This is a genomic window from Streptomyces sp. NBC_00376, assembly GCF_036077095.1.
Lineage (GTDB): Bacteria > Actinomycetota > Actinomycetes > Streptomycetales > Streptomycetaceae > Streptomyces.
Window position 1 is genome coordinate 3,551,703 of sequence record NZ_CP107960.1, and the last position, 25,172, is coordinate 3,576,874.

28 protein-coding genes and 1 pseudogene are annotated in these 25,172 nt (G+C 72.7%); 7 read left to right on the top strand and 22 right to left on the bottom strand.

From position 1 onward, the window contains the following. Window positions 1-31: 31 nt before the first annotated feature. Window positions 32-1,060 carry a hydroxyacid dehydrogenase gene (locus tag OG842_RS15760; RefSeq protein WP_328512277.1) on the top strand — a complete coding sequence of 343 codons (1,029 nt, stop codon included), beginning with the start codon at window positions 32-34 and terminating at the stop codon, window positions 1,058-1,060. A 131-nt stretch (window positions 1,061-1,191) separates the two neighbouring features. On the opposite strand, the gene groL is transcribed toward OG842_RS15760, so the two are convergent. Both groL and groES read right to left on the bottom strand, forming a co-directional pair. Further along, entirely contained in the window at window positions 1,192-2,817 is a 1,626-nt protein-coding gene (groL, locus tag OG842_RS15765) for a chaperonin GroEL (protein WP_266730323.1), read from the bottom strand. Between the two features lie 98 nt (window positions 2,818-2,915). Then, on the bottom strand, window positions 2,916-3,224 hold the full coding sequence (gene groES / locus OG842_RS15770; protein WP_124716902.1) for a co-chaperone GroES: 309 nt from the start codon (window positions 3,222-3,224) through the stop codon (window positions 2,916-2,918). Between the two features lie 286 nt (window positions 3,225-3,510). Here groES and OG842_RS15775 point away from each other — a divergent pair, with 286 nt between their 5' ends. Then, a complete protein-coding gene (locus tag OG842_RS15775; RefSeq protein WP_266730324.1) occupies window positions 3,511-3,987 on the top strand; it encodes a DUF6234 family protein in 477 nt (158 codons plus the stop codon). 77 nt (window positions 3,988-4,064) lie between these two features. On the opposite strand, the pseudogene OG842_RS15780 reads toward OG842_RS15775, so the two are convergent. Further along, window positions 4,065-4,196 (bottom strand): annotated as a pseudogene (locus tag OG842_RS15780) (polysaccharide deacetylase family protein); the annotation flags it as partial. Next, a complete protein-coding gene (locus OG842_RS15785) occupies window positions 4,193-5,236 on the bottom strand; it encodes a polysaccharide deacetylase family protein (protein WP_401873415.1) in 1,044 nt (347 codons plus the stop codon). The pseudogene OG842_RS15780 and the gene OG842_RS15785, both read right to left, overlap by 4 nt. 82 nt (window positions 5,237-5,318) lie before the next feature. Here OG842_RS15785 and OG842_RS15790 point away from each other — a divergent pair, with 82 nt between their 5' ends. Then, the gene (locus tag OG842_RS15790; protein WP_266733614.1) at window positions 5,319-6,590 is read left to right on the top strand and encodes a class I SAM-dependent methyltransferase; all 1,272 of its coding nucleotides are present in this window, start codon (window positions 5,319-5,321) and stop codon (window positions 6,588-6,590) included. Window positions 6,591-6,613: 23 nt separating this feature from the next. On the opposite strand, the gene OG842_RS15795 is transcribed toward OG842_RS15790, so the two are convergent. The 6 genes from OG842_RS15795 to OG842_RS15820 form a co-directional block, all read right to left on the bottom strand. After that, window positions 6,614-6,979 (bottom strand): hypothetical protein, encoded by a 366-nt coding sequence (locus OG842_RS15795; RefSeq protein WP_266730325.1) that lies wholly within the window; start codon window positions 6,977-6,979, stop codon window positions 6,614-6,616. A gap of 50 nt (window positions 6,980-7,029) precedes the next feature. Continuing rightward, a complete protein-coding gene (locus OG842_RS15800) occupies window positions 7,030-7,695 on the bottom strand; it encodes a hypothetical protein (RefSeq protein WP_266730327.1) in 666 nt (221 codons plus the stop codon). A 57-nt stretch (window positions 7,696-7,752) separates the two neighbouring features. Further along, window positions 7,753-8,217 (bottom strand): VOC family protein, encoded by a 465-nt coding sequence (locus OG842_RS15805; RefSeq protein ID WP_266730329.1) that lies wholly within the window; start codon window positions 8,215-8,217, stop codon window positions 7,753-7,755. 62 nt (window positions 8,218-8,279) lie between these two features. After that, window positions 8,280-9,554 (bottom strand): RNA polymerase sigma factor, encoded by a 1,275-nt coding sequence (locus OG842_RS15810; protein WP_266730330.1) that lies wholly within the window; start codon window positions 9,552-9,554, stop codon window positions 8,280-8,282. A gap of 57 nt (window positions 9,555-9,611) precedes the next feature. Beyond that, window positions 9,612-9,980 (bottom strand): YciI family protein, encoded by a 369-nt coding sequence (locus OG842_RS15815; RefSeq protein ID WP_266730331.1) that lies wholly within the window; start codon window positions 9,978-9,980, stop codon window positions 9,612-9,614. A gap of 41 nt (window positions 9,981-10,021) precedes the next feature. Then, window positions 10,022-11,506 (bottom strand): MFS transporter, encoded by a 1,485-nt coding sequence (locus OG842_RS15820; RefSeq protein ID WP_266730332.1) that lies wholly within the window; start codon window positions 11,504-11,506, stop codon window positions 10,022-10,024. A gap of 114 nt (window positions 11,507-11,620) precedes the next feature. Between OG842_RS15820 and OG842_RS15825 the strand changes: the two genes are divergently transcribed. Next, window positions 11,621-12,328, top strand: a complete 708-nt coding sequence (locus OG842_RS15825; protein WP_266730334.1) for a TetR/AcrR family transcriptional regulator — start codon at window positions 11,621-11,623, stop codon at window positions 12,326-12,328. Between the two features lie 15 nt (window positions 12,329-12,343). Here OG842_RS15825 and OG842_RS15830 read toward each other — a convergent pair whose 3' ends face one another. From OG842_RS15830 to tsaB, 4 genes are read right to left on the bottom strand one after another with little or no spacing between them, the layout of a single operon-like run. Next, window positions 12,344-12,622, bottom strand: a complete 279-nt coding sequence (locus tag OG842_RS15830; protein ID WP_266730336.1) for a hypothetical protein — start codon at window positions 12,620-12,622, stop codon at window positions 12,344-12,346. Next, window positions 12,619-13,725, bottom strand: coding sequence for a tRNA (adenosine(37)-N6)-threonylcarbamoyltransferase complex transferase subunit TsaD (gene tsaD / locus OG842_RS15835; RefSeq protein ID WP_266730338.1), 1,107 nt, complete (start codon window positions 13,723-13,725; stop codon window positions 12,619-12,621). The genes OG842_RS15830 and tsaD overlap by 4 nt, the downstream gene beginning before the upstream one ends. Beyond that, complete coding sequence (gene rimI / locus OG842_RS15840) at window positions 13,725-14,228, bottom strand: ribosomal protein S18-alanine N-acetyltransferase (RefSeq protein ID WP_266730339.1); 504 nt, start codon at window positions 14,226-14,228, stop codon at window positions 13,725-13,727. The genes tsaD and rimI overlap by 1 nt, the downstream gene beginning before the upstream one ends. After that, a complete protein-coding gene (gene tsaB / locus OG842_RS15845; RefSeq protein WP_328512278.1) occupies window positions 14,225-14,872 on the bottom strand; it encodes a tRNA (adenosine(37)-N6)-threonylcarbamoyltransferase complex dimerization subunit type 1 TsaB in 648 nt (215 codons plus the stop codon). The genes rimI and tsaB overlap by 4 nt, the downstream gene beginning before the upstream one ends. Window positions 14,873-15,064: 192 nt before the next feature. On the opposite strand from tsaB, the gene OG842_RS15850 reads away from it, so the two are divergent. Then, entirely contained in the window at window positions 15,065-15,598 is a 534-nt protein-coding gene (locus OG842_RS15850) for a L,D-transpeptidase (RefSeq protein ID WP_266733615.1), read from the top strand. Window positions 15,599-15,666: 68 nt separating this feature from the next. Here the strand turns inward: OG842_RS15850 and OG842_RS15855 are convergent, their stop codons facing one another. From OG842_RS15855 to glmS, 8 genes are all read right to left on the bottom strand, one after another. Next, complete coding sequence (locus OG842_RS15855; RefSeq protein ID WP_266730342.1) at window positions 15,667-15,834, bottom strand: hypothetical protein; 168 nt, start codon at window positions 15,832-15,834, stop codon at window positions 15,667-15,669. Window positions 15,835-16,052: 218 nt separating this feature from the next. After that, entirely contained in the window at window positions 16,053-16,592 is a 540-nt protein-coding gene (gene tsaE, locus OG842_RS15860) for a tRNA (adenosine(37)-N6)-threonylcarbamoyltransferase complex ATPase subunit type 1 TsaE (RefSeq protein WP_266730344.1), read from the bottom strand. Next, window positions 16,561-17,814 (bottom strand): alpha/beta fold hydrolase, encoded by a 1,254-nt coding sequence (locus OG842_RS15865; RefSeq protein WP_266730346.1) that lies wholly within the window; start codon window positions 17,812-17,814, stop codon window positions 16,561-16,563. The genes tsaE and OG842_RS15865 overlap by 32 nt, the downstream gene beginning before the upstream one ends. A 93-nt stretch (window positions 17,815-17,907) precedes the next feature. Further along, the gene (gene alr, locus OG842_RS15870) at window positions 17,908-19,062 is read right to left on the bottom strand and encodes an alanine racemase (protein WP_266730347.1); all 1,155 of its coding nucleotides are present in this window, start codon (window positions 19,060-19,062) and stop codon (window positions 17,908-17,910) included. A gap of 62 nt (window positions 19,063-19,124) precedes the next feature. Beyond that, window positions 19,125-19,511 (bottom strand): DUF488 domain-containing protein, encoded by a 387-nt coding sequence (locus OG842_RS15875; protein WP_266730348.1) that lies wholly within the window; start codon window positions 19,509-19,511, stop codon window positions 19,125-19,127. Between the two features lie 50 nt (window positions 19,512-19,561). Further along, window positions 19,562-21,031, bottom strand: a complete 1,470-nt coding sequence (locus OG842_RS15880) for an NAD(P)H-hydrate dehydratase (protein ID WP_328512279.1) — start codon at window positions 21,029-21,031, stop codon at window positions 19,562-19,564. 4 nt (window positions 21,032-21,035) lie between these two features. Then, on the bottom strand, window positions 21,036-21,404 hold the full coding sequence (locus OG842_RS15885) for a holo-ACP synthase (protein WP_266730350.1): 369 nt from the start codon (window positions 21,402-21,404) through the stop codon (window positions 21,036-21,038). Between the two features lie 20 nt (window positions 21,405-21,424). Next, window positions 21,425-23,272 (bottom strand): glutamine--fructose-6-phosphate transaminase (isomerizing), encoded by a 1,848-nt coding sequence (gene glmS, locus OG842_RS15890; RefSeq protein ID WP_266730352.1) that lies wholly within the window; start codon window positions 23,270-23,272, stop codon window positions 21,425-21,427. A 177-nt stretch (window positions 23,273-23,449) separates the two neighbouring features. Here glmS and OG842_RS15895 point away from each other — a divergent pair, with 177 nt between their 5' ends. Both OG842_RS15895 and OG842_RS15900 read left to right on the top strand, forming a co-directional pair. After that, complete coding sequence (locus OG842_RS15895) at window positions 23,450-24,049, top strand: RNA polymerase sigma factor (RefSeq protein WP_266730353.1); 600 nt, start codon at window positions 23,450-23,452, stop codon at window positions 24,047-24,049. Further along, window positions 24,037-25,008 (top strand): CU044_5270 family protein, encoded by a 972-nt coding sequence (locus tag OG842_RS15900; RefSeq protein ID WP_328512280.1) that lies wholly within the window; start codon window positions 24,037-24,039, stop codon window positions 25,006-25,008. The genes OG842_RS15895 and OG842_RS15900 overlap by 13 nt, the downstream gene beginning before the upstream one ends. Window positions 25,009-25,172 lie beyond the last annotated feature (164 nt).

Sequence of the window (25,172 nt, forward strand, 5' to 3'; positions counted from 1 at the left end):
ACCGCGAGCCCTGAGGAGTACGAGTCCCACCATGCCCCACGCCACTGACAACCGGCCGACGGCCCTGCTCGCGATGGGCCCCGGCATCGCCGACCGTCTCCTCGCCGACCGCCACCGCACCCGGCTGGCCGCCCTCACCCGCACCGACCCGCACTTCGTCGCCCACGACCTGGCCGACCCGACGCCCGAGGCGGCCGCCGCGCTCGCCGAGGCCGAGGTGCTGTTCACCTGCTGGGGCGCGACCCCGCTCACCGCCGGGGTACTGGCGGGCGCGCCCCGGCTGCGGGCCGTCGTGCACGCCGCGGGCTCCGTGAAGCACCACATCACCGACGCCTGCTGGGAACGCGGTATCACCGTCACCTCGGCGGCCGGGGCCAACGCCCTGCCGGTCGCCGAATTCACCCTCGCCGCGATCCTGTTCGCCGGCAAGCGGGTGCTGCACTCCGCGGAGCGCTACCGCGGCCTGCGCGCCGAGCACAACTGGCTCGGGGAGCTCGACGGGGCCGGCAACTACCGCCGTACCGTCGGCATCGTCGGCGCCTCCCGGATCGGCCGGCGCGTGATCGAGCTGCTGCGCCCCTTCGACCTGGACGTGCTGCTGTACGACCCGTACGTGGACGGCCCGGAGGCGGCACGGCTCGGTGTACGGCTCACCTCGCTCGACGAGCTGTGCGCGAGCAGCTCCGTCGTCTCGGTGCACGCCCCCCAGCTCCCGGAGACCCACCATCTGATCGGTGCGACGCAGCTGGCCGCCATGGCGGACGCGACGACGCTGATCAATACGGCGCGGGGTTCGCTGATCGACGAGGGCGCGCTGCTGCCCGAGCTGACGGCCGGGCGGCTCCAGGCGGTGCTGGATGTGACGGACCCCGAACTCCCGTCCGCCGACTCGCCGTTGTACACCCTGCCGAACGTGCTGCTCACCCCGCACGTCGCGGGTTCGCTGGGCGACGAGCTGCACCGGATGGCCGACCAGGCGCTGGACGAGCTGGAGCGGTTCGCGGCCGGCCTGCCCTTCGCGGACCCGGTGCACTCCGGGAGCCTGAGCCACTCGGCCTGAATGCCCGAAGGCCCCCTGTCCCACCGTCGAGCGGTGGGGCAGGGGGCCTTCTGCTGCCTTCGGCCTTCCGAGGGCTGCTCGGCCTTCCGAGGGCGGTGAGCCCTCGGCGGCCGGGAGCCGGTGGCCAGGCGTCAGTGCGAGTGGCCGTGACCGCCGTGGCCGGCCTCGGCCTCTTCCTCGGCCGGCTTCTCGACGACCAGGGTCTCGGTCGTGAGCAGCAGCGACGCGATGGACGCGGCGTTCTCCAGCGCGGAGCGGGTGACCTTGACCGGGTCGATGACGCCGGCCTTCACCAGGTCGCCGTACTCGCCGGTCGCGGCGTTGAAGCCCTGGCCCTTGTCGAGCTCGGAGACCTTCGAGGTGATGACGTAGCCCTCGAGGCCCGCGTTCTCGGCGATCCAGCGCAGCGGCTCGACGGCGGCGCGGCGCACGACCGCGACACCGGTGGCCTCGTCGCCGGTCTTGCCGAGGTTGCCGTCCAGCACCTTGACGGCGTGGACGATGGCGGAGCCACCACCGGAGACGATGCCCTCCTCGACCGCGGCGCGGGTCGCGGAGATGGCGTCCTCCAGACGGTGCTTCTTCTCCTTGAGCTCCACCTCGGTGGCGGCACCGACGCGGATCACGCACACGCCGCCGGCCAGCTTCGCGAGGCGCTCCTGGAGCTTCTCGCGGTCCCAGTCGGAGTCGGTGGCGTCGATCTCGGCCTTGATCTGGTTGACCCGGCCCTTGACGTCGCCGGGCTCGCCGCCGCCGTCCACGATCGTGGTGTCGTCCTTGGAGACGGTGACGCGGCGGGCGGTGCCCAGCACGTCCAGACCGGCCTGGTCGAGCTTGAGGCCGACCTCCTCGGCGATGACGGTCGCACCGGTGAGGGTGGCGATGTCGCCGAGCATGGCCTTGCGGCGGTCACCGAAGCCCGGGGCCTTCACCGCGACGGCGTTGAAGGTGCCACGGATCTTGTTGACGACGAGGGTCGACAGCGCCTCGCCCTCGACGTCCTCGGCGATGATCAGCAGCGGCTTGGAGCCACCGGCCTGGATGACCTTCTCCAGCAGCGGGAGCAGCTCCTGGATCGAGCCGATCTTGCCCTGGTGGATCAGGATGTACGGGTCGTCGAGGACGGCCTCCATACGCTCCTGGTCGGTCACCATGTACGGGGACAGGTAGCCCTTGTCGAAGGCCATGCCCTCGGTGAAGTCGAGGTCCAGACCGAAGGTGTTGGACTCCTCGACGGTGATGACACCGTCCTTGCCGACCTTGTCCATCGCGTCCGCGATGAGCTCGCCGACCTGCGGGTCCTGCGCGGAGAGCGCGGCCACGGCGGCGATGTCGGTCTTGTCCTCGATCGGGCGGGCGGTCGCGAGGAGCTCCTCGGACACGGCCTTGACCGCGGCGTCGATGCCCTTCTTCAGGGCGGCCGGGGAGGCACCGGCGGCGACGTTGCGCAGACCCTCGCGGACGAGCGCCTGGGCCAGCACGGTGGCGGTGGTCGTACCGTCACCCGCGACGTCGTTGGTCTTGGTCGCCACCTCCTTCACCAGCTGGGCACCGAGGTTCTCGTACGGGTCGTCGAGCTCGACCTCGCGCGCGATGGTGACACCGTCGTTGGTGATGGTGGGAGCGCCGAACTTCTTGTCGATGACGACATTGCGGCCCTTGGGGCCGATCGTCACCTTGACCGTGTCGGCAAGCTTGTTGACGCCGCGCTCAAGGGCGCGACGGGCGTCCTCGTCGAACTTCAGGATCTTCGCCATGGGAGCTGAGCTTTCCTCTCGAACGAACTGCGCCCCCGACCACCCGGCTGGTTATTCGCGGGGGCCAGGGGCGCAGAACAGAAGCAAACGTGGGTGAATTACTTCTCGACGATCGCGAGCACGTCGCGAGCCGAGAGGACGAGGTACTCCTCGCCGTTGTACTTCACCTCGGTGCCGCCGTACTTGCTGTAGAGCACGACGTCGCCGGTCTTGACGTCGAGCGGAAGGCGCTCGCCGTTCTCGAAGCGGCCCGGGCCCACGGCCAGGACGACGCCCTCCTGGGGCTTCTCCTTGGCGGTGTCCGGAATGACCAGGCCGGAGGCCGTGGTCTGCTCGGCGTCGAGCGGCTGGACCACAATGCGGTCCTCGAGCGGCTTGATCGCAACCTTGGTGCTGGCGGTCGACACGATCCGGTCTCCCCCTTCGGAGATCTCACGGGGTAACAGTCTTTGGGTGGCGACCAGGTCGATCCGTCGTCGCGGGTGCCGGACCTGCCAGTCGCGCAGTACTGCTGGCACTCTCCAGTGGTGAGTGCCAGCACCGAGACTATGACCGGGATTAGCACTCGGTCAAGCGGAGTGCCAATTCAGACGATCGTGGCGTGGCACTTCCGGACACCGGTCCGGACAACAGTCCGGACAACATGGAGGCAACGTACGGACGCACCGGACCGTTCCGTACGACCGTGGGGAGATGACCCGCCCTTCTCCGTACCGGCAGCCGGACCCCGCGTCCGGGCGGCGCCCGTACGAATCGCGCACCGTGAACGGCTGCCTCGATGTGGTGCTCGGGCTGCTGCTGACCCTCCTGGAGGGGCTGATCTGCGCGGTCGCCACCATCCAGCCGGCCTTCTCCCGGGCGGACCTCGACGGCTCGGAGACCACGGGCCCGCCGCCGATGGACTGGACGCCCGTCCTCGTCCTCGGCTCGATCGCCGCGGTGATCGGCCTGATCGCCGTCGTGCTGATCCGCAGCAACTGGCCCCGGGCGGGCGCGCTCCAGGTGCTGGCGGCGCTGGCGCTGTGCGTGGTCACCGTGCAGGCCGGCCACGAGGACTACCGCCGCTCGCACCCGGCGCCCGCGCCCGCTCCCTCGTACGGTCCCGGCCGGACCGACCACCAGTGCCTCAGTGGCGGCGACAGCCGCGAGTGCCGGGACTCCGGCAGCTGACCGCAGGAGATCACGACCATCGACCCCGACTCGCCGTGATCACCGTGCGCGGGCGGGCCCGCCGCGGGCGTCCGCTGCGGGTGATGCACCTTCTGGGCGGCCTTGCGGCCCAGCCGTTCGATCGGGTCCACCGACTGGGCGCAGCCGGTGGCGGCCAGGAGCGCACCGGCCGCCAGCAGTCCGGCCAGCAGCCGGTGCGCCTTTCTCATACGTAGTCCTCCAGCCGGGCCACGGCGTATCCCCGGTCCGTGACGGTCTTCATGACCGCCCGGACCAGGTCGGCCATGCTGCCGCCCCATTCACCGCGCCCCCGGAAATGGGTGAGGATGATGTCGCCCGGGTGCAGGTCCTGGTCCTCCTCGCGCCACTCCATGTGGTCCGGGAACGCCTCGGCGTTCCAGAGGGGCACGGCCTTGATCCCGCAGGACTGCGCGATGCGGAGGGTGTCGCCGTTGTAGTTGCCGTACGGCGGGCGGAAGAGGACGGGCCGCTTGCCGAACTGCTTCTCGATGATCTCCTGCTGGTGGCAGATCTCGCGTTCCTGCTCGTCGTACGGGAGTCCGGGCAGATAGGGGTGGTTGAGCGTGTGGTTGTTGATGGAGACGCCCAGCCGCTGGGCCTCGCCGAAGTACCCGTAGTTGTCGCTCACCTCGTAGTCGCTGAGGAAGGCGCTGTACGGGATGTCCAGCTCGTCCATCATCTGCAGCAGCTCGGGGTCCTTCTCGGAGCCGTCGTCCATCGTCAGGAAGACGATCCGGTCTTTGGTCGGGACGGTGGTGAAGACCGGCGGCAGCGAGTCGTTGCCGCCCTTCACCTCGAACCCCTCGCGGGTGGTGATGCGCGGCTTCACGGCGGGTGGCGGCGGTGCGATCAGCGGCGTCCTCTCCAGCCCCCACTTCTTGGCGAGCGCCGCCCGCACGGCCGGAGCGAGCTGCGCGTTCTCATGGGACCCGTCGGGTGCGCGGCCCTGGCCGGGCCGCTGTCCGGGGCCGCCCGGGTGCCCGGCGGCGGGGTTCGAACCAGGGTTCGGCTCCGGGTTCCCGGCCAGGGGCCGGTCCCGGTGTTCGGTGTCGCCCGCCTGTTCGCCGGCCCCGGAGGCACAGCCGGAGCCGACCGCGGCGACCAGGAGTGCGGCCAGGACGGCGCAGGCGGGCCGGTGCGCGCCCGAGCCCCGGTCGCGCCCGGACCGGGGCATGCCCGGCTCGCTCCGTTTCATGGTGTTTTTTTCGTTTTGTCGTACAAGCTGCATGGCGCCGCATACTGCCAGCACTGGACGGGCCTCCCGGCCCGACACCGCCGCCGGGCCCGCCGCTCTACCCGGCTGGCTCACAATGGGGCGGGTGAACGCTCTCGCCCCGAACGACCCGTCCGACGCCAGCGACCCGTCCGCCGCCGACGACCGGTCCGACGCCCCCGGCCCCATCGCCGCCTTCCAGGCCCTGCGCACCCCCGAGGGCACCGCGCTCCTGGACGGACTGCGGTCGTACGACCCCTCCCAGGAACTCGCCACCGCCACCCGGCTGCGCCGCTCCCACCCGGCCGCCCTGGTCTCGGCGGCACTGGGCCAGGCGCGACTGCGGCAGCGGGCGGTGGCGAAGTTCGGCGCCGAGGACGCGTACCGGATGTTCTTCACGCCCAACGGCGTCGAGCAGGCGACCCGTACGTCGGTGGCCACCCATCGCGCACGGCGGTTCGCCGCGGGCGGGGTGCGCAGCGTCGCCGATCTCTGCTGCGGGATCGGCGGCGACGCGCTCGCGCTCGCGCGGGCGGGCATCCGCGTGCTCGCCGTCGACCGCGACCCGCTGACCGCGGAGGTGGCCCGTGCCAACGCCGCCGCGCTGGGCCTGGACGGTCTGATCGAGGTGCGGTGCGCCGATGTCGCGGGAGTCGACACCTCGTCGTACGACGCGGTCTTCGTCGACCCGGCCCGGCGCGGCGGGCGGGGCCGGATCTTCGACCCCGAGGCGTACTCGCCGCCGCTCTCCTGGGCGACCGGTGCCGCGCTCGCGGCTCCCCGGGCCGCCCTGAAGATCGCCCCGGGCATCCCGCACGAGGCGATCCCGGCGCAGGCGGAGGCCGAGTGGATCTCGGACGGCGGCGACGTGAAGGAGGCGGTGCTCTGGTTCGGCGAGGGCTTCGCGGCCGGTTCGTACCGCGCCACCGTGCTCCCGGCCGGGGCCACCCTGTGGTCCGCGGCCCCGCCGCCCGCCCCGCCGGTCGGCCCGGTGGGCCGCTATCTGTACGAGCCGGACGGCGCCGTCATCCGCGCCCATCTGGTCGCCGACCTCGTCGAGCGGTGCGAGGGCCGGCTGCTCGACGAGACGATCGCGTACATCACGAGCGACGAGCCGTACGAGTCCCCGTACACCTCCGGGTACGAGATCACCGACCAACTCCCCTTCAACATGAAGAAGCTGAAGGCGCTGCTGCGGGAGCGGAAGGTGGGCGTGCTGACCGTCAAGAAGCGCGGCTCGGCGGTCGAACCGGAGGAACTGCGCCGCAGGATGAAGCTCCAGGGGCCCGAGTCCGCGACGGTCTTCCTGACCCGGGTGGCCGGGGCACCGACGATGCTGATCGGCCACCCGCTGGCCCGCCCGGCCTGACCGGACGGGCGGACGGGCGGCCGTCAGGCGAGGTCGGTCAGGTCCTCGGCGTACACCTGCGATAGCGGCTGAGGGCCCACGTACTGCTGGCAGTTGCACTGTCCGGACTCGAAACGGACCGGCTTCTTGGCCTCGTCCCAGGCCGTCGGCACCTCGACCCGCTCATGGCACTTGCCCTGCTTGTCGTGCTTGGCGAGATGGTGGGTGCAGCCGCAGACCGGCTCCGGCGGCCTGTTCGCCGCTTCGAGCGCCAGCCGCTCCTGCTTGGCCGCGTCGAGCAGTTCCAGCTTGCGGTCGTGCCGGTTGCGCAGCGCCGTACGGACGTTGTCGACGGCCCATCCGAAGCCGCCCGTCCAGAAGATGATGAGCACCCACCAGTACCACTCCATGTCGCCCTCCCCCGGCGTGACCCATGTGTCCCGTCAGGATAGGTCCGCGGTCAGCGGTGGGCGCCGCCCCCGACGGAGATCAGCGGCTGCGGGGCGGGCGCCCCGGCCAGTACCCGCCGCACCCAGCGCCGGTGGGCGGACGCCTTGACGAGGCCGATGAGTCCGACGAGCCAGCCGATCAGCCCGAGCCCCATGACCAGGGCGACCATGCTGTAGGTGGATCTGCCCGGGGTGGCGGTCGCCGGGACCACGAAGCACGTGACCGCCCCGACCCCGCACAGCACGGAGGACATCAGCATCCAGGCGGTGCCGGCGCCCGGCATCCGCAGCGCCGCGTCACCTGCCGGATCGCGGTCCAACCCGCCCCAGGCGTCGAGCAGTCGGCGGATCCTGCGGTCCCGGCGCAGGCCGATGACGACGAGGACGACCGCGGGCACCATGCAGCAGACACCCATGGCGGCGATGATCACACCGACCCCGGCGCTGATGACGTCGTACGACTCCTCGAAGGTGACGAGCGCCGTGCCCACCAGGAGCCAGCCGAGCGCGCAGATCGCACCCCACAGCCACAGCATCGCCAGCTGCCCCGGCGAGACATGGGCCTTCACCAGCGCCCCGAGCACCGCGGCCCGGTCGGCGAGCAGCGCCTCCCGGTCGGGCCAGGAGCGTATTTCCACGGGCGGCGGCGGTGGCGGCAGCTGTGCGCGTCGAGACATGGGCATGACCCTACCGACCGTGCCCGCAGGCCGGTTAAGGCGTTTCTCAGGTGTTGCTCACGCGTTGCGCAACGCCTCGATGTCCAGCTTCCGCATGCCCGTCATCGCCTTCATGGCCCGCGCGGCCTTGTCGGGGTCCGGGTCGGACAGCGCCTCTTCGAACCCGCGGGGCACGAGCTGCCAGGACAGGCCGTACTTGTCCTTGAGCCAGCCGCACTGCCCCTCCTCGCCGTCCGCGGTGAACTCGGCCCACAGGGTGTCCACCTCTTCCTGCGTGGCGCAGTCCACGGAGAGCGAGATCGCCTCGGTGAAGGGGAACTGCGGGCCGCCGTTGAGCGCGACGTACTCCTGGTCGGCCAGCCGGAACCGGACGGTCATGACCGATCCCGTCTCCCCCGGCCCGGCCCCGGGGTAGTACGTCGTCCTGAGCACCTCGGAGTCGCCGCCGAAGACGGACACGTAGTAGTTCGCGGCTTCCTCGGCCTGGGTGTCGAACCACAGGAAGGTGGTGATCTTCTGCACGGTCTGCTCCTGTCGGGTGGTACGGGAGGCTGTGGAAGGTGGACCCGTGCGTCGGCCGGAACTCATCGGCCGTCGCGGGCCGGATGTTCCGCGCGCTCCAGGAGCATCGTCCGTTCCCGTTCGTTGCGGGCCAGTCCGGCGGCCCGTAAGAACTCCGCCCGCGCCTCGTCCGTACGCCCCGTCCTGGCCAGCAGGTCCCCGCGCACGCTGGGCAGCAGGTGGTAGTCCCGGAGCGCCGGGTCGTCGGTCAGGGCGTCGACCAGGGCGAGTCCGGCGGCCGGGCCCCGCGCCATCGAGACGGCCACGGCCCGGTTCAGCTCGACGACCGGGGACGGCGCGATCGCGGCGAGGCGGTCGTAGAGGGCGGCGATGGTGGTCCAGTCGGTGTCCTGGTACGTCACGGCGCGCGCGTGGCAGGCGGCGATCGCGGCCTGCACGGTGTACGGGCCGAGCCCGGCCCCCTGACCGGTCGCCGCCACGGCCCGCTCCAGGGCCGCGATCCCGCGCCGGATCAGCAGGCGGTCCCAGCGGGCCCGGTTCTGGTCGGCGAGCAGCACCGGCGCACCGTCCGGACCGGTCCTGGCGGCGGTGCGCGAGGCCTGGAGCTCCAGCAGCGCCGCCAGTCCGTGGACCTCGGGCTCCCGCGCCATCAGGCCGGCGAGCACCCGGGCCAGCCGCAGCGCGTCCTCGCAGAGCGCCGGGCGCAGCCAGTCGTCGCCCGCGGTCGCCGCGTAGCCCTCGTTGAAGATCAGGTAGATGACTTCGAGCACGGAGCCGAGGCGGGCGGCGCGCTCCGGTCCGTACGGCACCTCGAAGGGGATGCCCTCGCGGCCCAGGGTCCGTTTCGCCCGGACGATGCGCTGGGCGACGGTCGGTTCGGGGGCCAGGAACGCGCGGGCGATCTCCTCGGTGGTGAGTCCGCCGAGGAGCCGCAGGGTGAGGGCGATCCGGGCCTCGGTGGAGAGCACCGGGTGGCAGGCGGTGAAGATCAGCCGGAGGAGATCGTCGTCGATGTCGTCGGTTTCCGGCGGCTCGGGCGGCGGCACGTCCTCCAGGGACCGCCCCACCTCGGCGAGCTTGCGCGCGTAGGTCTCCTTGCGGCGTACGAGGTCGATCGCGCGGTGTCTGGCGGTGGCCATGAGCCAGGCGCCCGGCCGGTCCGGGACACCTGACTCCGGCCACTGCTCCAGTGCGGCCACCAGGGCGTCCTGCGCGAGTTCCTCGGCGATGCCCACGTCCCGCACGATGCGGGTGACACCTGCGATGATCCGCGCCGACTCGATCCTGAAGACCGCCTCGACCGCTTCGGCCGCCGGCTCTGGACTTGCTGCCGTCATGATCACTCATCACAGCAGCCGTGCCGGGGCGGGGCAAGCGGGCCGGTCGGACAGGTCTCAGGCGCCCAGGGTGGTCTCGTCGATCTGGCGGACCTCGGAGGTCACGGTCCAGTTCTCCGGGTGGGTCCGCAGGAACCGCCGGGTCCACTCCAGGGCCTCCTCCTTGTCCTTGGTCTGGAGGATGGCGTAGCCGCCGACGACCTCCTTGGTCTCGGTGAAGGGCCCGTCGGTGTGGGTGAGCTTCCCGCCGGACCAGGTGACCCTGGTCCCCTGGGAGGTCGGGGTGAGCCCGGCCGTCTCCAGCATGACGCCGGCCTTGGTGATCTCCTCGAACAGCGCGCCCATGCGCGCCTCGAACCCGGGGTCCGGGTCGTCGAAGGGAAGGCTCTGCTCGTCGATGCGGATCAGTGACATGAAGCGCGGCATGGTGACTCCTGGGTCGGGAGGGCGGGGGCTCTCCCCGCCTCTCACCCTTGCGTCGAACGGGACCCGGCCGGATCGACAGCTCCCGGGAAATTCTTCTGAGAATCTTCCGGCCCGGCCACCGGAGCGGTCTCCGGGGCCCTCGCCGACACCTTCGGGAGCAGCACCAGGGCCACCAGCGCCGCGACCACGAGCAGCCCGGCGCAGACCCAGAACGCCGCCGAGTACCCGGCCGCCAGGTCGGCCGGGCGGTGCCCGTCGCCGGTGACCCGGGCGGCGACGGTGACCAGGACCGCGAGGCCCAGCGAGCCGCCGACCTGGCGGGCGCTGTTCAGCAGCCCGGAGGCCATGCCCGTCTCTTCGGGCGCCACATCGGTCGTGGCCGCCGTGCCGAGCGGTACGAAGCACATCCCGACACCGATGCTGCAGACCAGTGACGGGCCGAGGATCGAGAGCAGGAAGCCGCCGTCGGCCCGCGCGGTCGCCGCGTATCCGGCGAGGCCGAGCGCGGCCAGGAAGGCGCCGAGCGCCAGCAGCCGTCCGGTGCCGAGCGCCGCGACCGTACGGGTGGCGACGACCGAGCCGACGACGACGCCCACCGAGAACGGCAGGAAGGCGACACCGGCGGCGGTCGGCCCGTAGTCGAGCACCTGCTGCATGTAGAGCGAGACGAAGTAGAACGCGGCGAACTGCCCGGAGCTCAGCAGCAGGCAGATGAGGTTCGCGCCCAGGACCGGCCGCTGTGCCAGCAGCCCGGGACGGAGCAGCGGGGAGCGGGTGCGCAGCTCGACGGCGACGAAGGCGGTCAGCAGCAGCGCGGCGGCGCCGAGCGTGCCCAGCGTCCGGGGCGACCCCCAGGAGTCGGTCGAGGTGCGTACCAGTCCGAGGACGAGCAGCGTCGTACCCGTGGTGGCCAGCAGCGCTCCCAGCACGTCGAGCCGGGCGCCGGTCCGGGCCCGTTCGCCCCGCAGCCCGGCGCGCACGGCTCCCACCAGCGCGAAGCCCACGATCGGCACGTTCACCAGCATCACCGCGCGCCAGCCCGCGGCGTCGGTGAGCACCCCGCCGGCGAGCACGCCGACCGCGCCGCCCGCCGCGCCCGCCATGCCCCACAGCCCCAGGGCGCGGGAGCGGGCGGGCCCGGCCGGGAAGGCCAGGGCGATCAGCGCGAAGGCGACCGGGGCGAGCGCCGCGGCGCCGACGCCCTGCACCGCCCGCGCGGCGATCAGCGTGCCGGGCGACCGGGCGAACCCGCCGGCCAGGCTCGCCGCGCCGAACAGCACCAGGCCCGCCATCAGGATCCGGCGGCTGCCGAGCAGATCGGCGAGCCGCCCGCCGAGCATCAGCAGCCCGCCGAAGGCCAGCGCGTAGGCGTTCACCACCCAGAGCAGCCCCTGGGGCGTGAAGCCGAGGTCGCCGCGCATGTCCGGCAGTGCCACGTTCACCACCGACATGTCCAGCGCCACCATGAACTGCACGACAAGGGCCACCACCAGCAGCCAACGCGTGTGCCGTGACTGTTCGTCCACGACCCGCCCCTTCCTTCGCGATCACCGGTCGGATCATTACTATACGCGTATAGAAATTAATCGCCAGGGAACCCCGAAAGGCGTGGGGACAGCGGGACGGGAGACAATGCCGGGGTGTCAGGGACAGAGAAGAAGCAGGCGCCGGGGGCGGACCGGGCTCCTGCGAAACGATCCGTGGGACGGCCGCGCAGGCTCGACCCGGACGCGATGGTCGCCACCGCGCGCCGCATCATCGAGGAAGAGGGCGTGGACGCCCTGAGCATGCGGCGGGTGGCGAAGGAGCTCGGCTCCACGCCGATGGCGCTCTACCACTACGTGCAGGACAAGGACGAGCTGCTGATGCTCACCCTGTCGGGCACCGCGGCCGCCTTCCCCCGCCCCGAACTGCCCGAGGACCCGCGCGAACGGCTGCTGGCCGTGGCCGTGCACATGCACGGCATCCTGGAGCGGATCCCGTGGGTGCTGGACATCCTGGCGCTGGGCGAGCTGACCGACAAGAACGCGCTGTGGATGGTCGAGGAGATCATCGACTCGGCGCTCGCCTGCGGCCTCTCCCCCGCCCGGGCGGTACGCGCGTACCGGACGATCTGGAGCTACGTCTACGGCGACCTGATATTCCGCCGGGCCGCCGAACGCCGCGCGCAGACCCCGCCGAGCAGGCGCTACTTCCCCGAGATGGTCACGGAACAGGACGCGGCGACGCTGCCCCGGCTCGCCGCGATCAAGGACGACTGGCGCGCGTACGCCGCCGACTACGACGTGGCGGACGAACTCGACGCGATCATCCGGGGACTGATACCCCGGGACGCCGCTTCCGACTGAGGGACTGGGGGCAGGTCACCCGGTGGCGGCCCCGGCGTCCCCCAGCGACTCGAAACGCCAGCGGTGCACCGGGCGGGCGATCAGCTCGGCGTCCGGTTCCGGGAGTTCGGGCAGCTCGTCGCCGTACGCGCCCTCCCACCAGGTGATGACCAGGACCCGGTCCTGCGGGGCGCGCAGCAGCTCGCGGCGGAGCGGCTCGCGGGCCAGCTCCGCCGAACGGGCCCGCGCCCACTCCAGGAGTTCGGCGCCCCGGCCGTCGGCGGCACGGGCCTCCCACATCAGGGCGACGGTCATGAGTAGAGGTTGTCCTTGCTGATCTCGTGGACGTGGTCGTGATCGTGGGTGTGCGCTTGGGCGCCCGGTACGTGGGTGTCGGTCACCGGCAGCGAGGAGTCCGCGGACAGCTCCAGGTCCGAGGCCGGCCGGTTCCGGGCGACCATCTCCGCGCCCAGCGCCGCGACCATCGCGCCGTTGTCCGTGCACAGCCCGGGGCGCGGCACCCGCAGCCGGATGCCGGCCCGCTCGCACCGCTCCTCGGCCAGCGCCCGCAGCCGCGAGTTGGCCGCGACCCCGCCGCCGATCATCAGGTGGTCGACGCCCTCGTCCTTGCAGGCCCGGACGGCCTTGCGGGTGAGCACGTCCACCACGGCCTCCTGGAAGGACGCCGCCACGTCCCGTACCGGCACCTCCTCGCCCGCCGCGCGCTTGGCCTCGATCCAGCGGGCCACCGAGGTCTTCAGACCCGAGAAGGAGAAGTCGTAGGCGGGGTCGCGCGAACCGGTGAGCCCGCGCGGGAACGCGATCGCGGCCGGGTCACCCTCCTTCGCCAGCCGGTCGATGACCGGGCCGCCGGGGAAGCCCAGGTTCAGCACCCGGGCGATCTTGTCGAAGGCCTCGCCTGCCGCGTCGTCGATGGTCGCGCCGAGCGGCCGTACGTCATTGGTGATGTCCGGCGCGAGCAGCAGCGAGGAGTGGCCGCCGCTGACCAGCAGCGCCATCGTCGGCTCGGGCAGCGGGCCGTGCTCCAGCTGGTCCACGCAGATGTGCGAGGCGAGGTGGTTCACCCCGTAGAGCGGCTTGTTCAGCGCGTACGCGTACGCCTTCGCCGCCGACACGCCGACCAGCAGCGCGCCCGCGAGCCCGGGGCCCGCGGTGACGGCGATGCCGTCGAGGTCGCGGGCGCTGATCCCGGCGTCCTTCAGGGCACGCTCGATGGTGGGGACCATCGCCTCCAGGTGGGCGCGGGAGGCGATCTCCGGGACGACGCCGCCGAAGCGGGCGTGGGTGTCGACGCTGGAAGCGACGGCGTCGGCGAGCAGGGTGGTGCCCCGGACGATGCCGACGCCGGTCTCGTCGCAGGAGGTCTCGATGCCGAGTACGAGCGGTTCGTCAGCCATCAGTCAGTCTCTGTTTCTTGTACGTGTTCTTGTACGTGGAGGCGCATGACGAGTGCGTCGATGTTGCCCGGCTGGTAGTAGCCGCGCCGGAAGCCGATCGGTTCGAAGCCGAAGCGTTCGTACAGCTTCTGGGCCCGGGTGTTGTCGACGCGGACTTCGAGGAGCACCTCGGCGCACTCGAAGGCCGTGGCGTGCTTCAGCAGGTCGGTCAGGAGCACCGAGCCGAGGCCGCCGCCCCAGTGGTCGCGGGTGACGCCGATCGTCTGTACGTCGGCGAGGTCGCCGGCCGCGGCGAGGCCCGCGTAGCCGACGATCCGGCCGGTGACGGGGTCCTCGGCGACGACGTAGCGGCGGGTGGCCCGGGAGCCCCGGGAGTGCGCCAGCTCGGACCAGAACATGCCGGCCGACCAGGCGTCGTCCGGGAACAGCTCGTGTTCGAGCTCCAGCACCGGATCGATGTCCCACCAGCGCATCTCGCGCAGAGCGGCAGTCGTGGTCGTCACTTCGGAGTGACCACCTTGTAGTTCTTCGGCACCTGGGCGTCGGGCCTGCGGAGGTAGAGCGGCTGCGGCGGCAGCAGTTCCGCGCCCGCGGCGAGCCGCTCGGCGGCGAGGGCGGCCAGCGCTCCGGCGCTGACGTGCTCGGGCCCCCGGGCGTCCGGGAACGCCTCGGGGTAGAGCACCGCGCCCGCGCCGACGACGGGCAGTCCGGCGAGCTGTCCGGCGATGTCGGCGGGCCGGTCGACGGCGGGCCCGGTGACCCGGGTGCGCGCGTCGTCGTATCTCGCCCAGTAGACCTCCTTGCGGCGGGCGTCCGTCGCGACGGCGAACGGCCCCTCCAGCCCGGTCAGCCCCGCGGCGTACGCGAGACCGTCCAGGGTGCACAGCCCGTGCACCGGCACGGAGAGGGCGGAGCCGAAGGTCGCGGCGGTGACCAGGCCGACCCGGAGCCCGGTGTACGGACCGGGGCCGACGCCGACGACCACGTCCGTCACGGCGTCGAGTTTCACCCCGGCCCCGGCGAGGACCCGGTCGACGGCGGGCAGCAGCAGCTCCCCGTGCCTTCGGGCGTCGACCTGACCGGACTCGGCGACGACGGAGGTCCCGTCGTGCAGGGCGACGGTGACGGCGGGGGTTGCGGTATCCACGGCGAGCAAGAGCACGCAAACAGCCTACGGCTCCGCCGACGGGGGTACGGCGCCCCGTACGGCGTCCCGGCACGCCCGGCCCCGGCTGCTACCGTCACCGTGCACACGCGGGTACGACGTAAACGCTAAACGCTTGTACGACATACGGAAGCGAAAGGGGCGCGCACGGTGTCTAGGGGCAGCTCGGGAATCGTGGCCGGGCTCACTGCGGCGGCGCTGGTCGCCGTCGGCGTCCTGGCCTTCCAGGCGTCGGCGCACGTCCCCGACAACCTCGCGGCCCCCAAACCGAAGCCCTCCGCCACCGCCACCGAGCACGCGAAGCCGAAGGAGAAGTCGCGCCCGGCCGCGCTCCCCAAGGGCTCCGGCACCGGGAAGCGGGTCGTGTACGCCCTGGAGGACCGTCGTGTGTGGCTCGTCGACGCGGACGGCAAGGTGGCCCGGACCTTCGAGGTCATGCCGAGCGCGCTGAGCCCGCTGCCCGGGACCTACACCGTGGGCACCCGCCAGGGCACCCCCACCAAGGGCTCGGACGGCGTGATGATCGAGCACGTGGTGCGGTTCGCGATGGTGGACGACGCGGCCGTCGGGTTCAGCGCGGCGGTGGACGGCTCGATGGAGAGCCCGGACCCGACGCTGAAGACGGGTGGCGTGCGGATGTCCCGGCCCGACGGGGACGCCATGTGGGACTTCGCGATGGTCAGCACGAAGGTGGTCGTCGTCCCGTAGCGGCCGGCCCCGCCGCTGTTCCGCAGCGGTTCGCCGCCGTTCCGCCCCCGCCCCATGACACGCACGCGCTATGCCGCGTCGCGCCGGGACGGCAGCTCCTCCGCCTCTTCCCCGGCCGGCTCGACCGGTGGTGTGGACACCGCCGTGGCGGCGGCGCACGAGGCCAGCAGATCCTTCATCGACGGGGCGGACGGCGGCTGCGTCCGCGGCTGCGAGTCACGCTCGGGCGTCGGCATGGATGCCTCCTGGAGCTCCGGTGGAGGTCGTGGTTAGGCGAACCTAACCAGGTCTCCCGTCCATGTGACCACGACCGCCGCTCTCCGCGCAACAATTTACCGACGGCTTGTCGGAAAGAATTCCGGACGGCTGGATTCACACACGGACGAGCGCCCGGAAGGCCGACGGCGCGGTGAGCGAGGGACCGTCCAGCGGGAGACCCGCCCGCCCCGGCGGTTCAGTGGCCCATCGCCTCGCGCAGTCCCGCCCAGCGCGCGCCGATCCCGACCAGCGTCACCTCGCGCCGTTCGTCGTCCGTGTCGCCGACCGCGCGGTCGATCACCACCTGGAGCCGGTCCTCGGACAGTTCCTCGACCTTGCCGTCGCCCCACTCCACGACCACCACCGACTCCGGCAGCGACACGTCCAGGTCCAGGTCCTCCATCTCGTCGAGCCCGCCGCCCAGGCGGTACGCGTCGACGTGGACCAGTGCCGGGCCGCCGGTCAGCGACGGGTGGACGCGGGCGATCACGAAGGTGGGGGAGGTGACCGCGCCACGCACGCCCAGGCCCTCGCCCAGGCCCCTGGTCAGCGTCGTCTTGCCTGCGCCGAGCTCTCCGGTGAGCATCACGAGATCGCCCGGCCGCAGGATCCCGGCGATCCGGCGGCCGAGTGCCTGCATCCGTTCGGGGGACTCGACGGCCAGGCCCAGGGTGACGGTGGCGGACGCGGCGTCCTCGACGAGCTCAGTCGCCGGGCTGTTGTGCGGTGCTTCCATGTCCGCCAACGTTAGCCGTTGCCGGCACTGCTCCGATGCGTACCAGCAGGTCCGCCAGCCGGTCCGTGACCGTCTCGGGGTGCTCCAGCATCACCAGATGGCCGGCGTCCGGGACGATGACCAGCTCCGCGTCCGGGAGCTGGTCCGCGATGGTCTCGCTGTGCGAGCTGGGCGTCACCAGGTCCTTGTCGCCCGCCAGGATCAGCACCGGGACGTCGCGGAAGGCGGGCAGTGCGCCGCTCTTGTCGTGTTCGGTGAAGGCCGGGTAGAACTCGGCGACCACGTCGATCGGGGTGGACTCGATGAGCCGCTCGGCGAACCGCTCCACCGCCGGATCGACGTCCCGCGAACCGAACGAGTACCGCTTGATCAGCCCGGCGAAGAGGTCGGCGGTCGCCCGGCGGCCCCGTTCCACCAGCTCGGCCTGGGAGCCGAGCGCCCTGAGCACCCCGGGCAGCACCCGGCGCACCGCGTTCACGCCCGCGACCGGCAGCCCGAAATCGACCTCGCCCAGCTTCCCGCTCGATGTGCCGACCAGGGCGACGGCGGCGACCCGGTCCCGGATCAGCGCGGGGTACTGGTCGGCGAGGGCCATCATCGTCATGCCGCCCATCGAGTGCCCGACCAGCACCAGCCTGCCTTCGGGGGCCGCCGCGTCGATGACCGCCTTCAGGTCGCGGCCGAGCTGGTCGATGCCGACCGTCACGCCCTGCGCATGGGCCCGGCCGCGCTCGGAGCGGCCGTGGCTGCGCTGGTCCCAGTGGACGGTGCGGACCAGGCCGCGCAGCGCCGCCCGCTGGAAGTGCCAGGAGTCCTGGTTGAGGCAGTAGCCGTGGCTGAAGACCACGGTGACGGGGGCGGGGGCCTTGCGGCCGAAGAGCCTGCGGCGGCGGGTGCCGGGGGCGGCGGCGCCCCCGGCACCCGCGTCGGTCCCCACGGCGCCGTCCGGTTCGACCTCGTCGACCTCGTAGTACAGCTCGGTGCCGTCGTCGGCCGCGGCCCGGCCGGGCAGGCCGCGCAGCGAGCCGTACGGTCCGGTGGCGTCCAGCGCCAGCCTGGCCCTTCTGCGCATGCCCCGGCCGACGGTGAGCCGCTCGACCGCGACACCGGCGGCGGCGCCCGCCGCGATCACGCCTATGGCGGCTCCGGCGATCCCCGCCCGGCGCCAGCCGACCGCCGTAGCGGCCGTCGTCACCGCGTCCCCCGCACCGATCTCGCTCACCGTGCCGCGCTCCTCGTCGGTCGTATCCGTCAGGTCAGGGCCGGGCTGTTCCGGTCGTGATCCGATCGTGCCTGGTCAGCGGCGCCTGATCGGTCAGGACTCGGCCGGGGTGGCGTGCAGATGCACGCGCGGTACGCGGGTGCCGATCCGGGTGACGATCTCGTACGCGATCGTGTCGGCCGCCTGCGCCCAGTCCTCGGCGCTCGGCTCGCCCCGGTCCCCCGGGCCGAAGAGCACCGCCTCGCTGCCGACCTCGACCTCGTCCCCGTCGAGATCGACGACGAACTGGTCCATGGCCACCCGGCCGGCGATCCGCCGGGTGACGCCGCCGACCAGGACCGGGGCACGGCCGGAGGCATGGCGCGGGATGCCGTCCGCGTAGCCGACCGGCACCAGGCCCAGGGTGGTCTCGGCGGAGGTCGTGTAGTGGTGGCCGTAGCTGATCCCGTGACCGGCCGGCACCTGCTTGACCAGGGCGACCGAGGCGATGAGCGTCATGACGGGGCGCAGTCCGAAGTCGGCCGGGGTGCCCAGCTCGGGGCTGGGCGAGATGCCGTACATCGCGATCCCGGTCCGGACCAGGTCGAAGTGGGCCTCGGGGATCGTCAGCGTCGCCGGGGAGTTGGCCATGTGGCGCACCTCGGGGTCGACGCCCTCCTTCTCCGCGTGCGCCACCATGTCCCGGAACAGGGCCAGCTGGGCTGCGATGGAGGGGTGGCCCGGCTCGTCGGCGCAGGCGAAGTGGGACCACAGGCCGGTGATCCGTACGGTGCCCGCGTCCTCGGCATCGCGGGCGGCGGCGACGAGCTCCGGCCAGTCCGCGGGCTGGCAGCCGTTGCGCCCGAGGCCGGTGTCGGCCTTGAGCTGGATCCGGGCCGGGATGCCCGCCTCGGTGGCCGCGGCCACGACCTCGCGCAATGCCCACATCCCGCTCACCGACACGTCGATGTCGGCCTCGATCGCCTCGCGCCAGGGGCCGCCCGGGGTCCACAGCCAGCACATCACCCGGCCGCCGAGTCCGGCGGCCCGCAGGGCGAGCGCCTCCTGCGGGGTCGCGGTGCCCAGCCAGGTCGCACCGGCCTCCAGCGCGGCGCGGGCGCAGGGCACCGCCCCGTGCCCGTACGCGTCGGACTTGACGACGGCCATGAGTTGCGCGCCCGCCGCCCGTGCGCGCAGCACACGCACGTTTGCGCGCAATGCGGCGAGGTCGATCTCGGCACGGGCTCTCAAGGACGCTGTCTCGTTCATCGCGCCCAGTCTCTCAGAGGCGCCCGGCGGAGCCCTCGGGCGGCGGGTCGCCCGGCCGTCCCTCAGCGGTGGTGCAGCTCGTGTTCCAGGTGGTCGACGATGACCGGGACATGGCTGTGAGGTACGTCCTTGACCGCCGTGATCAGTGTCACCGGGCCGCCCTCCTCGACGAGTTCGACCAGTTCCCGGACGGCCGCCGTGTGGACGGGGTCGGCCAGTTCGGCGCGGTAGCGGTCGACGAACTCGTCGTAACGGGTGCCGGTGCGGTCCTCGTGGTACCAGTCGCGCAGTTCGTTCGACGGGGTGATCTCCTTGAGCCACTTGTCGATCGCGGCCCTCTCCTTGGACTCGCCGCGCGGCCAGAGCCGGTCGACGAGGACGCGGGTGCCGTCGGCGTCCTCCTTCGGCTCGTACACCCGGCGTACGCGTACCTCGCTGTTGCTGCCCACGGTCGGCCCTCCTGTCGGCTGCGGTCGGTGGCTGCTGGGCCCAGGATCACTCAGGCCCGTACGTCTCGCCACGCCGCCGGGATCGCCTCGGCGACGTCCTGCGCGGCGACGGGCGAGCCGTCGGAGGCGTGGCGGGCGGCGAGCCCGTGCAGATGAGCGCCGGCCGACGCGGCGTCGCGCGGGGCGAGGCCCGCGGCGAGCAGGGAGCCGGTCAGTCCGGACAGGACGTCGCCGCTGCCCGCCGTGGCCAGCCAGGAGGTGCCGGTCGGATTGACCCGTACAGGAGTGGCCGGGTCGCCGGTGGCGACCAGGGTCGTCGAGCCCTTGAGCAGGACCGTGGCGCGGTAGCGGGCGGCCAGCTCCCGTACGGCAGCGAGCCGCCCCGCCTCGACCTCCTCGCGCGGGACGCCGAGCAGGGCCGCGGCCTCACCGGCGTGCGGGGTGAGGACGGTCGGCGCGGTGCGCTCCCGTACGGCACCGGCGTCCAGAAGCCGCAGCCCGTCCGCGTCCACCAGCACCGCGACTTCCGTCGCGAGCACGTCCCGGACCGCCTCGGCGGCCTCCGTGCCGTCCCCGAGTCCGGGTCCGACGACCCACGCCTGCACCCGCCCCGCCTTCGACGGCGGCCCCGCGTGGACCAGCGTCTCCGGGTGGCGGGCGATCACCGCGCCGGCGCCCGGACCGACGTACCGCACGGCCCCCGCACCGCCCCGCAGCGCCCCGGAGACGGCCAGCACCGCCGCACCCGGGTAGCGCGCGGACCCGGCGACGACGCCGACGACCCCGCGCCGGTACTTGTCGCTCTCCGCGCCGGGGACCGGCAGCAGGGCCGCGACGTCCGCGTACTGGAGCACCTCCAGCTCGGGCACCTCGGGCAGTTCGGGCCCGAGACCGATGTCGACGAGATGCAGCGCGCCCGCCCGTTCGGCGGCAGGGTCGACGAGCAGGCCCGGCTTGTACGTGCCGAAGGTGACCGTCGCGTCGGCGCGCACCGCCTCGCCGAGCACCTCGCCGGTGTCGGCCTCGACCCCGCTGGGCAGGTCGACGGCGATCAGGGGCGCGCCGGTCGCCGCGAAGGCCCGCACCAGTTCGGCTGCGTCCGGACGCAGCCCGCCCCGGCCGCCGATGCCGGTGATCCCGTCCACCACGAGATCGATGTGGCCGCTCCAGGCGTCCGCGCCCCGCGCCGCCTCCACGCCGTCCGCGATCCGCCCGCCGGCCGCGAGCAGGGCCGCGAGGCCGCCCTCGTGGGCGCGGCCGGGCGCGGTGAGCACGGCGCGCACGCCGGCGCCGCGCCGGGCGAGCCGGGCGCCCGCGTACAGCGCGTCGCCGCCGTTGTCGCCGCTGCCGACGAGGAGGACGGCCCGGGACCCGTACACCCGGCCGCGCCGCCGCAGTACGTCGGAGCAGGCCGCCGCGAGTCCGGCGGCGGCGCGCTGCATCAGCGCGCCCTCGGGGAGCCGGGCCATCAGGGCCTGTTCGGCGGCCCGTACGGTCTGAACGCTGTAGGCGGTACGCATGTGCTCAACCCTCCGCGATCACCACGGCCGACGCCACCCCCGCGTCGTGGCTGAGGGACACGTGCCAGTGCCTTACGCCCAGCTCGGCGGCGCGGGCGGCGACGGTGCCCCGGACCCGCAGCCGGGGCTGCCCGCTGTCCTCGACCCACACCTCGGCGTCCGTCCAGAGCAGTCCACCGGGTGCGCCGAGCGCCTTCGCGAGGGCCTCCTTCGCGGCGAACCTGGCGGCGAGCGAGGCGATGCCCCGCCGCTCACCGCTGGGCAGCAGCAACTCCCGTTCCACGAAGAGCCGTTCGGCCATCTGCGGCGTACGCTCCAGCGCCGCGTCGAACCGTTCGATCTCGGCCACGTCGATCCCGACCCCGATGATCACGCGCGTTCCCTCATCCCTCGCTACTCCACGGTCACGGACTTCGCCAGATTGCGCGGCTGGTCCACGTCGTTGCCGCGGGCCGTGGCCAGTTCGCAGGCGAAGACCTGGAGCGGCACGGCCGACACCAGCGGCTGGAGCAGCGTAGGCGTAATGGGGATGCGGATCAGATGGTCGGCGTACGGGACGACCGCCTCGTCGCCCTCCTCGGCGATGACGACGGTGCGGGCGCCGCGGGCCCGGATCTCCTGGATGTTCGACACGATCTTGTCGTGCAGCACGGACCGGCCGCGCGGCGACGGCACCACCACGACGACCGGGAGGCCGTCCTCGATGAGCGCGATCGGGCCGTGCTTGAGCTCACCGGCGGCGAACCCCTCGGCGTGCATGTACGCGAGCTCCTTGAGCTTCAACGCGCCTTCCAGGGCCACGGGGTAGCCGACATGGCGGCCCAGGAAGAGCACGGTGTCGTGACCGGCCAGCGAGCGGGCGAGCTCGCGCACCGGCTCCATGGTCTCCAGGACCTGTTCGACGGCGCCGGAGATCGCGGAGAGCTGGCGGATGACGGTGCGGATCTCGTCGCCCCACTTGGTCCCCCGGAGCTGTCCGAGGTACAGGGCGACGAGGTAGCAGGCGACCAGCTGGGTGAGGAAGGCCTTGGTGGAGGCGACGGCGACCTCGGGTCCGGCGTGCGTGTAGAGCACGGCGTCGGACTCCCGGGGGATGGTGGAGCCGTTGGTGTTGCAGATGGCGAGGACCTTGGCGCCCTGTTCGCGGGCGTGCCGCAGGGCCATCAGGGTGTCCATCGTCTCGCCGGACTGCGAGATCGCGACGACCAGGGTGCGGTGGTCGAGGATCGGGTCGCGGTAGCGGAACTCGCTGGCCAGCTCGGTCTCGCAGGGGATGCGGGTCCAGTGCTCGATGGCGTACTTGGCGATCATCCCGGAGTGGAACGCGGTGCCGCAGGCCACGATGACGACCTTGTCGACCTCCCGCAGCTCGTGCGGCGGGATGCGGACCTCGTCGAGGTGGAGCGAGCCGGCGGCGTCGATCCGGCCGAGGAGGGTGTCGGCGACGGCCTTGGGCTGTTCGGCGATCTCCTTGAGCATGAAGTAGTCGTGGCCGCCCTTCTCGGCGGCGGAGACGTCCCAGTCCACGTGGTACTCGCGGACCTCGGCGGGCCGCCCGTCGAAGTCGGTGACGGTGACGCCCTCCCGGCGCAGCTCGACCACCTGGTCCTGGCCCAGTTCGATGGCGGAGCGGGTGTGCGCGATGAACGCGGCGACGTCGGAGGCCAGGAACGACTCGCCGTCCCCCACCCCCACCACGAGCGGTGAGTTGCGCCGGGCGCCGACCACCGTGCCGGGCGCGTCCGCGTGCACGGCGACGAGGGTGAAGGCGCCCTCCAGCCGGCGGCAGACCTGCCGCATCGCCTCCGCCGGGTCGGCGCAGGAGGAGAACGCCTCGGCGAGCAGATGGGCGACGACCTCGGTGTCGGTCTCGGAGGCCAGATCGTGGCCGCGCTCGGCGAGTTCGGCGCGCAGGGCGGCGAAGTTCTCGATGATCCCGTTGTGCACGACGGCGACCCGGCCCGCGTTGTCCAGGTGCGGGTGGGCGTTGGCGTCGGTGGGGGCGCCGTGGGTGGCCCAGCGGGTGTGCCCGATGCCGGTGTTCCCGGCCGGGAGGGGCGCATCGGCCAGCGCCTTCTCCAGATTGACGAGCTTGCCGGCCCGCTTCGTCGCGGCCAGGCCGCCGTCCGCGAGGACGGCGATGCCCGCCGAGTCGTAGCCCCGGTACTCAAGACGCTTGAGCCCGGCGACGACGACGTCCTGCGCCGACTGCCCACCGACGTAACCGACGATTCCGCACATACCGTTCCCTTCGTGGTCACTCCCCCCTCTTCTTCGCATCGTCGCAGAAGCCGAACGGGGCGGCGGGGAGGACGGCGTGGCGTGCGCGGCGGTCGCCCCGCATACCCTGTGAACCTTTCCGGCACCTGCGGGGAACAAGGGGTGACACGCCCACCCGACGAACCCCCAGGAGCCGATGTGACCGGACCACCGGCCAGCCCCGACGACGATGCCGAGGTCATCGCGCAGTCCCTGGAGGAACCCGAGATCTTCGCCGGGCTCTACGACCGTCACGCCCCGGACATCCACCGCTATGCCGCCCGCCGCCTCGGGGAGGGCGCGGCGGACGACATCACGGCGGACACCTTCCTCATCGCCTTCCGCTCCCGGCGCCGCTTCGACTGTTCCCGGCTCAGCGCCCGTCCCTGGCTGTACGGCATCGCGGCGAACCTCATCGGCAGGCACCGGCGCAGCGAGGAGCGGGGACTGCGGGCCCTGGCCCGTACCGGGCAGGACCCGGTGGCCGCGTCCTGGAGCGACCGCTGCGACGACCGCATCGCCGCCCAGGCACCGCTGGCGGCGGCGCTGGCCGCGCTCTCGCCCGGCGACCGCCACGCACTGCTGCTCGTCGCCTGGGCCGACCTCAGTTACCAGGAGGTCGCCGACGCGCTGGGCATCCCGCTCGGCACCGTGCGGTCCCGGCTCAACCGCGCCCGCCGCAGAGTCCGCTCGGCCCTCAGCACGGACCCCTCGTTCACGCCCGATGCCATGGAGCTGACCCCGTCATGGACGAAATGACCCAGCTGCGCGAGCTCCGCGCGGACGTGCCCGTTCCCGACCGTGCCGCCCTCGCCCCGGGCCGGCAGCGGCTCACCGAGGCCGCGGCCTCGGGCCGCCGCGTCCGCCGCCTGCGGGCCGACTGGCGGGTCGCCTCGGTCGGCGCGGCCGCGGCGATCACCGTGGCGGCGGTGCTGGGCACCCAGCTCGGGGACGCCGCCGCGCCCAGCCGCTCCGGGCCCGCGTCGACCGCCGGAACCCTGCGGCTGGACAGCCCGGCCGAGGTGCTGAACCGGGCCGCCGACGCGCTGGAGAAGCAGCCGGCCGGGCCGGAGCCGCGCGACGACCAGTGGATCTACACCAGAACGGCGCAGGTGGCCTCGCAGGGCGGCCCCGACGGCTCGTCCCTCAGCCCCGTCACGTACCAGCCCGGCTGGGTCCCGTACGACAACTCCGCCGCGGCCGAGAACGGCAAGGACGACGACTACCGCACCGCCCGCCAGGTCTACCGGGCGGCCAACGAGCTGCCCGACGACCCTGCGCGGCTGCTGGCGGAGATCCGGGCCTTCTACCCGACCGGCCACACGGCCGAGAGCCCGCCCGAGGGCAAGGCACAGCACAGCTTCCGCGCGATCGGGCTGATGGCCGAGGCGTACCCGGTCTCCCCGCCCGCCCTCGCCCGGATCTACCGCGCCATGGCCACCATTCCCGGCGTCCGCGTCACCGACCACCTGGTGAAGGACGCGGCCGGGCGCGAGGCCATCGCCATCACACGCAAGGAGGACGACAGGCGTGAGCAGCGGGAAATCCTCCTGGACCCGCACGACTTCGGCTACGTCGGTCTGCGTGCCGTGGTCACCGAGAACTACACGTACGAGCTCTCCACCGGCACGACGCTCAAGTTCAAGGCCGGGCAGATCCTCACCAGCAAGGCCCGGATCGAGGCCGCCGTCGTCGACGCCGAGGGCCAGAAACCCTGACGCCACAGGGCCGGTGTCCGCCGCGGGGGTGCGGACACCGGCCCGAAGACCCCGCCGCTCGTGCCGGCTGGGGGGCACCCGGCCGTGAGCGACGGCGGCGGTACCCCTGTTTCCTCCCCTACGTGACCGAGCCCACCCTCCACCGCGGCAGAACTCCCGCAACA

Bases quoted from the DNA above. Each gene is read 5' to 3' on its own strand.
- OG842_RS15760 (WP_328512277.1), top strand. From the start codon at position 32: ATGCCCCACGCCACTGACAACCGGCCGACGGCCCTGCTCGCGATGGGC.
- groL (WP_266730323.1), bottom strand. From the start codon at position 2,817: ATGGCGAAGATCCTGAAGTTCGACGAGGACGCCCGTCGCGCCCTTGAG.
- OG842_RS15775 (WP_266730324.1), top strand. From the start codon at position 3,511: ATGACCCGCCCTTCTCCGTACCGGCAGCCGGACCCCGCGTCCGGGCGG.
- OG842_RS15785 (WP_401873415.1), bottom strand. From the start codon at position 5,236: ATGCAGCTTGTACGACAAAACGAAAAAAACACCATGAAACGGAGCGAG.
- OG842_RS15790 (WP_266733614.1), top strand. From the start codon at position 5,319: ATGGGGCGGGTGAACGCTCTCGCCCCGAACGACCCGTCCGACGCCAGC.
- OG842_RS15795 (WP_266730325.1), bottom strand. From the start codon at position 6,979: ATGGAGTGGTACTGGTGGGTGCTCATCATCTTCTGGACGGGCGGCTTC.
- OG842_RS15800 (WP_266730327.1), bottom strand. From the start codon at position 7,695: ATGTCTCGACGCGCACAGCTGCCGCCACCGCCGCCGCCCGTGGAAATA.
- OG842_RS15810 (WP_266730330.1), bottom strand. From the start codon at position 9,554: ATGACGGCAGCAAGTCCAGAGCCGGCGGCCGAAGCGGTCGAGGCGGTC.
- OG842_RS15815 (WP_266730331.1), bottom strand. From the start codon at position 9,980: ATGCCGCGCTTCATGTCACTGATCCGCATCGACGAGCAGAGCCTTCCC.
- OG842_RS15830 (WP_266730336.1), bottom strand. From the start codon at position 12,622: ATGACCGTCGCCCTGATGTGGGAGGCCCGTGCCGCCGACGGCCGGGGC.
- tsaD (WP_266730338.1), bottom strand. From the start codon at position 13,725: ATGGCTGACGAACCGCTCGTACTCGGCATCGAGACCTCCTGCGACGAG.
- OG842_RS15855 (WP_266730342.1), bottom strand. From the start codon at position 15,834: ATGCCGACGCCCGAGCGTGACTCGCAGCCGCGGACGCAGCCGCCGTCC.
- tsaE (WP_266730344.1), bottom strand. From the start codon at position 16,592: ATGGAAGCACCGCACAACAGCCCGGCGACTGAGCTCGTCGAGGACGCC.
- alr (WP_266730347.1), bottom strand. From the start codon at position 19,062: ATGAACGAGACAGCGTCCTTGAGAGCCCGTGCCGAGATCGACCTCGCC.
- OG842_RS15880 (WP_328512279.1), bottom strand. From the start codon at position 21,031: ATGCGTACCGCCTACAGCGTTCAGACCGTACGGGCCGCCGAACAGGCC.
- glmS (WP_266730352.1), bottom strand. From the start codon at position 23,272: ATGTGCGGAATCGTCGGTTACGTCGGTGGGCAGTCGGCGCAGGACGTC.
- OG842_RS15900 (WP_328512280.1), top strand. From the start codon at position 24,037: ATGGACGAAATGACCCAGCTGCGCGAGCTCCGCGCGGACGTGCCCGTT.